Below are 12,184 nucleotides of genomic sequence, written 5' to 3'. Positions count from 1 at the left end.
CTTGGATGAACAAAATCGCTCTACGGCTGTTACAGCTTAGCAAGCATATGCGCCAGTAAACGCCGCAACTGTTCCAGCAGCATGTTATCCATATCAGGATGAAAATGGGTGACATCTTGGCTAGCAATGGCAAAAATCACCGGGTTGTCTTCCGACAATTTAGTCAGTGCCACCGATCCCACTTCGCTACCAAATAGGCGTTTAGCCTCTTGTTGCGTTAGCCGACCAAAATAGTGACCTTTATGCAGTCTTTGATCCCATATTGCCTTCATATCGGCATCGAGCACGCTGATCAAACGCACATGACTGAAATTAAACTGTAATTTCAAACTATCGGCCAACACTTCTTTGAGTGACACTAGATCGGCACAATTCAGTAGCTGGAAGGATAACTCAGTATTGAATTGGTAAATTTTCTCGTTGCGCGCTGCCATCGTTAACAGACTGGTGATCTCTTCTTCCAACTGGCTGACTCGCTGGCGCAGCATTTCTTGACGACGTTCCACTAAAGAGATAGCGCCGCGCTCCAGATGGGGCAGACGCATTGCCAGCAATAGCTCAGGATAGCGATTGAAAAAATCAGGATTATCCAGCAGATACTCGCGAATAATCAACTCATCAAAGGGCACATTCGTCTGCGGCATCAAGGGCTCTGTCATAACTGAATTTGTCCATCATAAACGTGTTGCGCTGGGCCCGTCATCCACAAAGGTTTCCCCTCACCTTCCCAGTTGATGGTTAAAGTACCGCCGGGTAAATCCACCCGCACTTGCTGGCCGAGCTTCCCTTGCACTTGACCTACAACCACGGCCGCACACGCGCCAGTGCCACAGGCCAAAGTTTCGGCCGCACCACGTTCATACACCCGCAGCTTAATGTGGCCCGAATCCACTACTTGCATAAATCCCACATTCACACCACGGGGAAAGCGCTCATGCTTAGTGAGCATGGCACCAATTTCAGCAACAGCGGCGCTCGCCACATCTTCAACGTCGAGCACACAATGGGGATTGCCCATAGAAGCCGCGCCACATAAAAAGGTTTGCAGTGGTGTTTGCAGTAAATAGGTTTTTTCGGCTTTCTTGGCTTTAAAGGGGATTAGACTTGGTTCAAGAATAGGCACGCCCATATTCACGGTAACGGTGCCATCTCGCTCTAAACGCAGAGTCATCTTACCTGATGAAGTGCTAACACGGATTTTACTCTTATTGGTCAATCCTTTATTGCGTACAAAGCGGGCAAAACAGCGGGCGCCATTACCGCATTGTTCGACTTCAGTACCATCGGCATTGAAGATGCGATAATGAAAATCTAAATCGGGATCATAGGGCGGCTCAACCAACAGTAATTGATCGAAACCTATGCCAAAGTTACGGTCGGCTAAACGGCGGATCTGCTCAGGCGAAAAGAACACGTTCTGCGTGACCCCATCGACCACCATAAAATCGTTACCCAGTCCGTGCATCTTAGTGAATTGGATCAAGATACTTATCCTTTAAGCCGAGGCGCCGCTCATTAAGTATGAAACCAAGCGCCTGAATCAATATAATTTTTCTAGTTTACGGCAGGAGTTGCTCACCTTGCCAGAGCTGAGACAATTTTTCTCGCTCACGCACTAAGAAAGCGTGCTCACCATCGACCATGACTTCGGCCGCACGAGGACGCGTGTTGTAGTTAGAGGCCATCGCAAAACCATAGGCACCACTCGAACGCACAGCAAGTAAATCCCCAGCCACTAAAGCCAGCTTGCGATCTTTACCTAAAAAGTCACCGGTTTCGCACACTGGACCAACAATATCAAACTCATAGGCCTCAGAGTCCCTTGGCACGACTGGGATAATATTTTGCCATGCGCTGTAAAGTGCTGGGCGAATTAAGTCATTCATCGCGCCATCGACAATCGCAAAACGCTTGTCGCTGTTTTCTTTCAAATACAGCACCTGAGTAACAAAAATCCCTGCATTGGCGGCAATCGCACGGCCCGGCTCGAAGATTAGCTTCAGTTGACGGTCGCCCATACGCGCCAATATGGCTGCGGCATACACATCAGGATGCGGCGGAGTTTCAGCATCATAGGTCACACCTAAACCGCCACCCACATCAAAATGCTCAATGACGATACCTTGTTCAGCCAGACGATCGATCAACGCTAGCATACGATCCATTGCATCGAGGAAAGGTTGAATTTCTGTCAATTGCGAACCGATATGGCAATCGACACCTTTCACTTTTAAATGTGGCAAAGCATGGGCACGGGCGAAGACGGTTTCGGCCTCATCCATAGCGATACCGAATTTATTTTCTTTAAGACCAGTCGAAATATAGGGGTGAGTACCCGCATCCACATCGGGATTGACTCGCAAGGAAACTGGCGCCACTTTACCTAAACGACCTGCGACCAAATTTAACTGCTCAAGCTCGGCGCTCGACTCGACGTTAAAGCAATAAATTCCCAGATTAAGTGCCTGTTCCATTTCGGCCGCAGTTTTACCCACGCCAGAGAACACCACTTTGGCGGGATCGCCGCCCGCTTCAATCACTCTTGCTAACTCACCACCCGAAACGATATCAAAACCACTGCCTAAACGTGCCAGCACATTCAGTACGGCCAAGTTCGAATTAGCTTTAACCGCGTAACAAATCAAATGTGGATGATCTGCCACGGCATTATTAAAGGCATGCCAATGGCGCTCTAGCGTGGCGCGGGAATAGATATACAGCGGCGTGCCATAGGTTTGAGCTAAGTCGGCGACCTGGCAGCCTTCGGCGTGCAGGGCATTTTGTTGGTAGAGAAAGTGATCCAATGTCTGATTCCTTACTGCGCTTTATCGCTGCGATAGTGATGATAGTTATAGCTGCTATTATTGTTGTGTTTTTTGTACTTCGATGGCTCGAATTTCGGTTTTAATCTCTTCTACTTCAGGATCAGGTTTAGATGCCTCAACCTTTTTAGGCTGATTCACCTCTGTGGCCGGAGATCGATAGAGGGGGCCCTTCTGGCCGCATGCAGTAATGAATAGGCTACCAAGCAATAACAATAAAAACAGTCTCATTTTTCTCAACATCTGTGCATCTGGTGACTAATGGCCTTATAATCGCACCCATCTTGACGAAAGCAAAGGACAGAAATGCATGGCCATGACAGATACAGAATTTCACCAGCTCGCCGATGACATGTTCCAAGCCATAGAAAATGCGATTGAAACTGCGATTGATGAGCAAGATGCCGATCTTGATATCGATGCCAGTGGCAACGTATTGCAATTAGAATTTGTTGATGGCTCTAAGATTGTGATCAACAAGCAAGAACCTTTGCATGAGATTTGGGTCGCCACACGCTTTGGTGGATATCACTTTGGTTTTGTTGAAGGTAAATGGATGGACGGACGAAATGGCGGCGAATTTATGCCATTCGTGCAAGAGTCTATCGAGCGCCAAGGCGGCATTAAGCTTAGCTTCTAATCTAAGCCTGTCGTAGTGCAAAACCGTAATAGTACAAAACAATAATGGGAGCCTTGGCTCCCATTATTTATGTTAAAAACCAGCTAAAACTCAGTGTCTTGATCGCTAACATCGATACCGAAAGGCGCCACCGTTAACTCTCCGGCTACCCGCACTAAATGGAAAAATTGCGGAATATTAAACCGGGCCCGTGAAGCATAATGCTCATCGAACACATAGTGATGGCTCACTTTATTTACCAACTCGGCCATGTTTGATCCCGCCTGCACGTAATGGCTTAGTTGATTTTCCTCATCGAGGATAAATACATCCAAGTTATCGACCCGTTGGCGTAGAAAATACTGAATCGCGCCTTTAGCCGCATAGTTTTGGACCACTTTCGGCATACTCGAAAAGGGATCGTCACCTAATTCAGGCCGCGGCAATAGTACAAGATGACTGCGGGATAACTGTTGATAAAATGACTTGGCATCGCTCAAGTCCTGATAAGCCATACCTAAAGGATTAAAAAAGATCCCATAGCGAGTACAACTTATCTGGAGTGGCTGCACTAAGGTGCTGGATTGCTGCACTTGTTGGCACAAACGCATGGTTTGTTTTAGTAGATTTTTCACTGCTAATTTAAGCTGTGGGCGTAACTTCTGTGAACAGCTGATCACATCCATATCCACAGGTAAACTGGCTCGTCTTAGCCCCGGCGTCACAAAGGCTAAGGCTTGCAATACCGCCGTATCGCCTTCGAAGCGATGACACTGCCATTCACCCCAACTATTCAAGCAAATCGCATCTAACGCACCAAGCATATTGGCTTTTTTACGCCCGAGTGAGAACACGTTCGCATTCATCACATCGACCATCATTTCCTGTCCTTGCCATTCAATGGTGGGATCGCAATCCAGATTGAGCACGAAAATCAGCTTACGAAAATGCCATGGCTGGCATAAGTCACGTTTAGATACACGCCAATCGTGGTCGATAAAATTCAGTAACCGCTTAGAAGCTTCGGTAAGCCGTTTCGACTTTGCCTTACTCTGACCATATTCATGCCATTGAGTACTCGGCGTCGAGATCCCATTTAAACATGCCCAAATCATTAAGGCTGAAGGGGTTTTTCCCTTGCATATTGCAGACTCGCCTAACAAATTTTGTGGCTGAGGCCCTTGTCGATACAAATAATATTGACGCTCGCGGGAGCTTGAGACCATAGTCACTTCGGACTCAGCGACTGAAGCACTCCACAGCAGATTCAGCTTAGCGATTTGGTCTTCATCTTGACTAAAATAGGTATGCAACTTGCGAGTCAGCATTCCCAAATCTTCAATCCGCAAACCTTCATTTAACTCATGTGTCGATGCGAAGCGTAATAAGGTTTGGTAGCTCGCTAATAACAGTTCATTCAGTTGCTCGTTAAACCAATTGAGCTGGCCACTATGCCAATGTTCACAATTGTCTAAAGTGCTAATCAGACTATCTGGCCATTGCCAATCCTGCACCAGCTTTTGCAGTTTAGGATAACGCCAATCTTTGCCCTCTTGGGTTCGACTCAAGTGCACGCCACATTTTAAATAGAAGCAGCGCCGCACTATCTCTAGTCGGCGAGTATCATTCTGCTTAAGTAAATAGGTTTCGATAATCTCATAGATAGAGTAATAGGCATCATTCGACGTCGAAAAATCACCGGCGAGCGTTTTCTGCCATAAGTGATCACAAAGCAGAGTTGAATGGGGATAATCACTGGCATAAGCCTCGAGTAGCAATACTTTAATCAGCGCCTTATGGGGCTTTTCTAAGCCCTTGTAGAGCTGCCATAACGAAGCACCAAAGTACTCACTCGCAGGTAATTCATGTACATCGCCTAGGGACAAGAGCGCAGGATTGAGTTTAGCGTCAGGCCACCATGCAATCGTTTTACCCGCCAAACGAATTTGACTGCGATAAAACTCTTCAAGTAATAACCAATGTTGCATACTACCGCTATGCTCATGGGCCATTGCTGATTGACATCCACGAACGGCTTTACCGCCACAAAACTGCTGCGGATGAACTAAGTAAAAATTCACCTCAAACTGATACTCGGCAAACCAAGCAGTCAATCGAGTCGCTTTAATCTTGATTAGCGCCAAATCCTCAGAACACAGATCAGCCCTATGTACTAACCAAACATCGACATCGCTCTTGGCATTTTGGCCAAAACTGCCAGTACTCCCCATCGCATAAACGCCTTCAAAGGCATTGATATCCGCTTCTTGAGTAGTAAAAGGCAGCGAGAACACATCGCAGGCCTGGGACTCAGTCTCACCAACCTGATACTCGTTAATTCCACAGGGCGTATTGGCGGCATGATAGCCAGGATACTGAACACCGTTCTGGTGAATTAAAAAAGGGATCAAATGGAATAAGTGTTTTTGTAGCGGCGATAGCAAAGCTAGGGCGCGTGCAATACGTACCTTATTAAGTCTTTCTGCTATATCAGGAAACTGTATTTGCCGATCCATTCAAAAACACAACACTTAAGCACTTATGGGAAATGTGCTCATGTTAACACTTTTACAAACTCGAGCAACTAAACGTGAAGCCCGTCACACTTTCACGGTATCTAGAACATCGCCAACTTCAAAGAATCGATACGGCTTCCTTACATAAACGATTTGCCAATGTTAGCATTGGCGCAACTAAGATCTTTGATGGAAACTAGGCATGTCTGAGAACCGCATACGTATCGCAACCCGCAAGAGTCCGCTGGCCATGTGGCAAGCTGAATTTGTTAAAGCCGAATTAGAACGCATTCACCCCGGTATTGTGGTGGAATTGCTGCCAATGAGCACTAAAGGCGACGTTATCTTAGATACGCCGCTAGCCAAAGTGGGCGGTAAAGGTTTGTTCGTCAAAGAGCTTGAAGTCGCCATGTTAGACGATCTTGCCGATATCGCGGTGCATTCAATGAAAGACGTACCCGTCGACTTCCCCGAAGGCTTAGGCCTTGAAGTCATTTGCGAGCGCGAAGATCCCCGCGATGCCTTTGTATCGAATTTATATAAAACGATCAGCGAATTACCATTAGGCGCAACTGTGGGCACCTCGAGCCTACGTCGTCAATGCCAACTGCGCGCATCACGCCCTGACCTTATTATCAAAGATTTACGCGGTAACGTAGGCACTCGTTTAGCTAAACTTGATAACGGCGAATACGATGCCATTATTCTTGCCGCTGCTGGCTTAATTCGCCTGAAATTGTCTGAGCGGATTGCTAGCTTTATCTCTGCTGAAGAATCCTTGCCCGCCAACGGCCAAGGTGCTGTGGGTATCGAATGTCGCACCAATGACGAACGCGTTAAGGCCCTACTGGCACCATTAGAACATTTAGAAACGCGCTACCGTGTGATTGCCGAGCGCGCGATGAACACGCGCCTAGAAGGTGGATGCCAAGTGCCGATTGGCGCATTTGCCGAAATCAATGGTGATGAGATGACATTACGCGGCCTAGTCGGTAACCCTGATGGTAGTGAAATCATCGAAGGCGTGATCACAGGTCCAAAAACCGACGCCACGCAATTAGGGGTTGCCCTTGCCGAAGAGCTATTGAGCAAAGGCGCAAAAAGCATACTCGACGCTGTTTACGCTAAAGCCTAAGTCGATGAAAGTCTTACTGACGCGCCCAGAAGGGCGCAATCAGTCCATGATCGATGCCTTGAATCAGCAAGGCATTAGCCATTGGGTTACACCTCTACTGTGTGTCGAAGCAACGCCGCCCATCACAACGAATAACTCGCACCCACTGGCACACGCCGATATGATTATCTGTATCAGCGCTAATGCAGTCAGCTTTGCCGACTATGCCTTAACAACCGCTCATTCTCGAATAAAAGGCTGGCCTCAAGCTCAATATTTCGCCGTAGGTCATGCGACTTGGGAAGCATTAAATCAACTCGGCATTAAAGCCCTCGAAGCCCCAGATGATTGTCAGCAGACCGAAGGTCTACTCACGCTCGCGCCTTTGCAAGATATTAAAGGTAAGCAGATTACGATCATACGTGGCGTTGGTGGCCGTGAAGCCTTAGCTGAACGACTGGCTGAGCGCGGGGCAACAGTGCGCTATTGGGAAGTATATCAACGGGCTTGTCCACCACTCAATGGACAACAGATCGCACAACAATGGCAAGAGTTTGGCATCGACACTATTGTCGTCACCAGCGGTGAAGTACTGGATAACCTGATTAATCTAGTGCCAAAAGAGTTATTTGCATGGCTGCGCTCATGTCATATCATAGTCCCAAGTAACCGAGTAGAAGCTCAAGCTCACGCCTTTGGTATAACCCAAGTCACCAATGCCAATGCCGCCAACAGCAAAGCCGTGCTAAACGCCCTTAAACTCTAAGCGCTATTTAGCCCGATTTAACTCGAATTTCGGCAGTAGCATGTTTTCAAGGACTGTTAAATGGATAACAACAAGCACGACGCAAAGAGCCCTGAATTACAGGCTACCTCTATTATTGAACCATCAATAACGACTGATGACACGCCCGTAACTTCAGCGCCATCTTCTGAATCCCAAACAGCCAAAGCCACACCTTCAAGCACGCCGAGTCAAACAGCAGTACCCAATAGAAGTTCATGGGCGATTCGCTTTGGAGTGTTATTAGCGCTGGGTTTAACTGCTTGCACCCTTGGCGGTGGTTTTATGCTGTACCAACAGATGCAACAGCAACTGCTAGCGCAGAATGCGAAAAATATCGCCCTGCAGGATCAATTACAGCAAGCCCTGCTACAACCCAATCAACGTATTGGCCAGCTTGAACAGCAACAACTGAATGATGCTAAGACCTATCAAGAATTAACAAAATTGGCAGAAGACCAAAATCAACTGCAGGACAGGATCAATAAACTTGCCCAGCGCAGTCCAACGCATTGGATGGCGTCAGAAGCCGAATATCTAGTAAACATGGCGGGCCGTAAACTTTGGTTAGAAAAAGATCCCCGCACCGCCACCGATCTATTAAAGTCGGCGGATGAAACCATCGCCGCCATGAACAATCCCGCTTTGCTACCTATTCGTAAAGCTCTGGCAAAAGATATCGCCGCGACTGCAAGTATTAAAACCACAGATATTGATGGTAGTGTATTAGCCCTCGATGCCTTAATTGAGCAACTCGATAAGCTGCCACTTAATCGCACCGATGCAGAAACCGATGCCCCTGAAGATACAAACATTACTGGCGATTTAAATGACTGGCAGAGCAACTTAGGGAAGACGTGGAAAGCGTTAACCCAAGACTTTATCACCATACGCCATAGAACCGCCGATGCACCCGCTTTACTTGCTCCTGAGCAACAGTGGTATCTGGTTGAAAACATTCGTCATAAACTGCTGCAATCTCAACTTGCTTTATACCGCTACGACAGAGCCGCTTATCACCAATCATTAATGATGGTGCGTAAGTGGATTCAAACCTATTTTGATACTCAAGATCACAGCACTGCTGAAGCCATCGCCAAAATCGATAAATTGGCGACATTAGAACTTGATCCTATTACTCTGAAATCCTTTGCCGCAAAACCTCTGCTATTACAGCTGACAAGCTATGGTGAGCTGACCTCATCAGAGGATGTGCCATTATGATCAAGATACTAATTTTCTTAGGGATAATACTAATAGGGCTCTGCATTAGCCCTTGGTTGGTGGGCAACACAGGTTATGTATACATTGCGGCAGGTGACTACCAGGTTGAGACCAGTTTAGTCTTTGGGATCATTGCCTTAATTGTATTTTATGCCATGTTCCAAGTACTAGAATGGTTGGTGATTAGCGCCATTAATCTCATGCTGCGTAGCCGTTTTATTCCTCGCCACTGGCGCCGTCGCTCCGCGAAAAAGCATACCTTAATGGGTGCATTGGCTCTGGCAGAAGAAGATTGGCCAGCAGCAGAACGCGCTATGATAAAAGGCGCCGACAATGGCGAACTCCCTGCACTTAATTTACTTGCAGCGGCTCGTGCTGCCCAGTACCAACAGAAAATAGCAGAGCGTGATCAATATCTTGACCGTGCAGCAACACAACCGCTGGCCGCGAATGCCGTCGCAACCACGCGTACTCGATATCTGTTAAAACAAGGAGAGTTAGCTTTAGCCCGCGCCGAGCTCGATAAATTAGCCCCCACAAGTAAGAGCAAAGCACCGGTACTCAAACTCGCCCTCGAGTTATATCGAGCGCAAGAGGATTGGGATGCGCTCAAGCTATTATTACCTATTTTGAAGAAACGCCAGATCCAAGATGACACCCAGCTAAATGAACTCAATGTAATCACTCACTGCGCTTTACTCAAAGCCGCAACCATTAAAGGCGAAGAAGCCTTAGAACAATGCTGGCAGTGGTTATCTCGTAGTGAGCGCAATCAGTCTGAGTTTTTGGCGATTTATGCTGTGGGTTTATGCCGCTTTAATCGCAAAGAGCAAGCGCTGAAGCTACTCTCGAAAAAATTACGTACTGCTCCTGAATCTGCACTTTTAGAAGTCATTCCAGAAATAACGACAGCCCAAGATACGGAAATCCGTAAGCAGTTACTCAAGCATGAAATCACCCATGAGAATAATGCCGACTACCAGATGTGCTTAGCTAAACTTTATCAGCAAACACGGGATATGAAAGAAGCCAGAACCTGCTGGCAAAATGTTTGCCGACTCGAACCCACAAAAGCCTCTTGGTTGGCGCTTGCGCGGATTCAAGAACAGTTAGGCGAACAAGGTAACGCAAATCAAAGTTATCGTCAGGCGGTTAATCTGTAGTTCTACAATGCCTGCAACCTAGTCGCCGTGATTTGAGTAACGAAAGATCACGGCACTTGCCAATGCTGGCATATTAAAACCCACTTAACTTGCCAAAAATGTTAAAAACTAGATCGTGTCGCTTCTTTTCCGTAAAAACCACTCTCCCAATCCAGATTAATTTCTTATAACTATGCTTAATCTTAGAGTTAAAAAGTACTAAATACGGCCCTTTTTATAGATATAGCTACTACATCTAGTTACAGGTCTAAAAATTGTCACTTTTGCGTATTAAGATCCGTAAAACCGCATAAGAGCAGGCAACACAAGCGCGTCAAAAAATTGACTTAAGTCGTTTCGTTAGCTAAAATTCCACCACTTGTATCACAGTGCGACATATTTGTTGGACTTGTGCGTCTATGGATTAACACACTTTGGCTGTTGGGAGCTTACTATGGGATCGGTAATTACATCAAAGAAAGGTTTGCTTAAGTTAGTAAAAGGGCAAATCAATGTCGAAGTTGATGGTTCAAATCAACCCGCTAAGGATGGCGAACAACTCCCTAAAGGTGCTGTGCTCCATATTGGCGAAAACGCAACCTATGAAATTACCTTCGATGATGGCACTAAGCTATCAAATGAAGTCGCGCCCAGCGAAACTACTGCAGCAGCCTCTGGCACGGCTAACGAAGCAGCCCTAGATGAAATTCAAGCATTACAAGATCTTATTGCATCCGGTGAAGACCCAACTCAGAACCTACCAGAAACCGCAGCAGGTAACACACCAGGCAGTGATGGTAACTCGGGCTATGTCACTCTAGCCCGTAGCGGCACAGAAACCATTGCAGCTTCAGGCTACTCAACAAGCGGCCAAGCACTGACTGGAACGACGGTTAATATTCCACAATTCACCATTGCAGCAGACTCACCTTCAGCACTGGCTAATGACAGCAACACTTCCAATGAAGATACTGTAGCGACTGGCAATGTGCTCGATAACGACACTGATGTGGATTCCACTCTAAGTGTTGTGAGCTTCGAAATCAGCGGTACCACCTACGCAGCAGGCACAGAAGTGACTCTCGAAGGCGGCGTTTTAGTTTTAAATACCGACGGCTCTTACACCTTCACGCCGAATGAAAACTGGAATGGCCAAGTACCTGTCATTACCTACACAACCAACACGGGCTCAACTGCAACGCTAACCATTAATATCAGCCCTGTCGATGATCCTTCCATCCTTGCAAATGACAGCGCCACAGTTGCAGAAGACACTGCAGCAACTGGCAATGTGCTTGATAATGATTCCGATATCGACAGCACCCTTTCCGTTGTCAGCTTCACCGTGAACGGCGATACTGTTACCGCTGGCACCACCATTTCCTTGGAAGGCGGCAGCTTAGTCATCAATGCCAATGGCTCTTACACCTTCACGCCGAATGCAAACTGGAATGGCCAAGTACCAGTCATCACCTACACCACTAACACTGGCTCAACAGCCACATTAACCATTAATGTGACCCCGGTTGATGATGCTTCTGTATTAGCCAACGACACCAATACCGTTGATGAAGATACCGTTGCCACCGGTAACGTGCTCACCAATGACAGCGATGTGGATAACACCTTATCGGTCGTTAGCTTCACCGTGAACGGCGATACTGTTACTGCGGGCACCACCGTTGAACTTGAAGGCGGCAGCTTAGTCATCAATACCGATGGCTCTTACACCTTTACGCCTAATGCAAACTGGAATGGCCAAGTACCTGTCATTACCTACACCACTAACACTGGTTCAACAGCAACACTAACCATTAATGTTAACCCTGTCGACGATCCCGCTGACATCACCGTCGGTAACGGCGACAGCGATGCCGGCACCGTCACCGAAGACGGCGATTCCGACACCCTGCCAGGCACAGTACAAACGGTGGCCGGCACCTTAACCGTCACCGACGTCGAC

General features: G+C 47.2%; 11 protein-coding genes. 6 read left to right on the top strand and 5 right to left on the bottom strand.

Annotated features, from left to right (window positions below; all coding sequences use genetic code 11):
- Window positions 1-29: 29 nt before the first annotated feature.
- The 4 genes from KO533_RS17715 to KO533_RS17700 form a co-directional block, all read right to left on the bottom strand.
- The gene (locus KO533_RS17715) at window positions 30-659 is read right to left on the bottom strand and encodes a DUF484 family protein (RefSeq protein WP_131523371.1); all 630 of its coding nucleotides are present in this window, start codon (window positions 657-659) and stop codon (window positions 30-32) included.
- Window positions 656-1,483, bottom strand: coding sequence for a diaminopimelate epimerase (dapF, locus tag KO533_RS17710; protein WP_105250436.1), 828 nt, complete (start codon window positions 1,481-1,483; stop codon window positions 656-658). Before dapF ends, KO533_RS17715 begins: the two co-directional genes overlap by 4 nt.
- A 76-nt stretch (window positions 1,484-1,559) precedes the next feature.
- Window positions 1,560-2,804, bottom strand: a complete 1,245-nt coding sequence (gene lysA / locus KO533_RS17705) for a diaminopimelate decarboxylase (protein WP_168825915.1) — start codon at window positions 2,802-2,804, stop codon at window positions 1,560-1,562.
- Between the two features lie 57 nt (window positions 2,805-2,861).
- Window positions 2,862-3,053, bottom strand: a complete 192-nt coding sequence (locus tag KO533_RS17700) for a lipoprotein (RefSeq protein WP_173496190.1) — start codon at window positions 3,051-3,053, stop codon at window positions 2,862-2,864.
- Window positions 3,054-3,132: 79 nt separating this feature from the next.
- On the opposite strand from KO533_RS17700, the gene cyaY reads away from it, so the two are divergent.
- Window positions 3,133-3,462 carry an iron donor protein CyaY gene (cyaY, locus tag KO533_RS17695; protein WP_105250439.1) on the top strand — a complete coding sequence of 110 codons (330 nt, stop codon included), beginning with the start codon at window positions 3,133-3,135 and terminating at the stop codon, window positions 3,460-3,462.
- An 83-nt stretch (window positions 3,463-3,545) separates the two neighbouring features.
- Here the strand turns inward: cyaY and KO533_RS17690 are convergent, their stop codons facing one another.
- Complete coding sequence (locus KO533_RS17690) at window positions 3,546-5,957, bottom strand: class I adenylate cyclase (RefSeq protein WP_219255424.1); 2,412 nt, start codon at window positions 5,955-5,957, stop codon at window positions 3,546-3,548.
- Window positions 5,958-6,159: 202 nt separating this feature from the next.
- Here KO533_RS17690 and hemC point away from each other — a divergent pair, with 202 nt between their 5' ends.
- The 5 genes from hemC to KO533_RS17665 form a co-directional block, all read left to right on the top strand.
- Window positions 6,160-7,092: a hydroxymethylbilane synthase gene (gene hemC, locus KO533_RS17685; RefSeq protein WP_105250441.1), complete on the top strand. Its 933-nt coding sequence runs from the start codon at window positions 6,160-6,162 to the stop codon at window positions 7,090-7,092.
- 4 nt (window positions 7,093-7,096) lie between these two features.
- Complete coding sequence (locus KO533_RS17680) at window positions 7,097-7,837, top strand: uroporphyrinogen-III synthase (protein WP_219255422.1); 741 nt, start codon at window positions 7,097-7,099, stop codon at window positions 7,835-7,837.
- A 60-nt stretch (window positions 7,838-7,897) separates the two neighbouring features.
- A complete protein-coding gene (locus KO533_RS17675; protein WP_219255420.1) occupies window positions 7,898-9,079 on the top strand; it encodes a uroporphyrinogen-III C-methyltransferase in 1,182 nt (393 codons plus the stop codon).
- Window positions 9,076-10,242 (top strand): heme biosynthesis HemY N-terminal domain-containing protein, encoded by a 1,167-nt coding sequence (locus KO533_RS17670; RefSeq protein ID WP_219255418.1) that lies wholly within the window; start codon window positions 9,076-9,078, stop codon window positions 10,240-10,242. The genes KO533_RS17675 and KO533_RS17670 overlap by 4 nt, the downstream gene beginning before the upstream one ends.
- Before the next feature lie 433 nt (window positions 10,243-10,675).
- The coding region (locus tag KO533_RS17665; RefSeq protein WP_219255416.1) for a retention module-containing protein at window positions 10,676-12,184 on the top strand (1,509 nt) is incomplete at its 3' end.

Source organism: Shewanella sp. NKUCC05_KAH (assembly GCF_019345585.1).
Lineage (GTDB): Bacteria > Pseudomonadota > Gammaproteobacteria > Enterobacterales > Shewanellaceae > Shewanella > Shewanella oncorhynchi.
This window is presented reverse-complemented; position numbering and strand designations above follow the sequence as displayed.

Coding starts and splice junctions, on each gene's coding strand:
- hemC (WP_105250441.1), top strand. CDS start 6,160: ATGTCTGAGAACCGCATACGTATCGCAACCCGCAAGAGTCCGCTGGCC.
- KO533_RS17715 (WP_131523371.1), bottom strand. CDS start 659: ATGACAGAGCCCTTGATGCCGCAGACGAATGTGCCCTTTGATGAGTTG.
- KO533_RS17670 (WP_219255418.1), top strand. CDS start 9,076: ATGATCAAGATACTAATTTTCTTAGGGATAATACTAATAGGGCTCTGC.
- KO533_RS17690 (WP_219255424.1), bottom strand. CDS start 5,957: ATGGATCGGCAAATACAGTTTCCTGATATAGCAGAAAGACTTAATAAG.
- KO533_RS17680 (WP_219255422.1), top strand. CDS start 7,097: ATGAAAGTCTTACTGACGCGCCCAGAAGGGCGCAATCAGTCCATGATC.
- cyaY (WP_105250439.1), top strand. CDS start 3,133: ATGGCCATGACAGATACAGAATTTCACCAGCTCGCCGATGACATGTTC.
- KO533_RS17675 (WP_219255420.1), top strand. CDS start 7,898: ATGGATAACAACAAGCACGACGCAAAGAGCCCTGAATTACAGGCTACC.
- KO533_RS17700 (WP_173496190.1), bottom strand. CDS start 3,053: ATGAGACTGTTTTTATTGTTATTGCTTGGTAGCCTATTCATTACTGCA.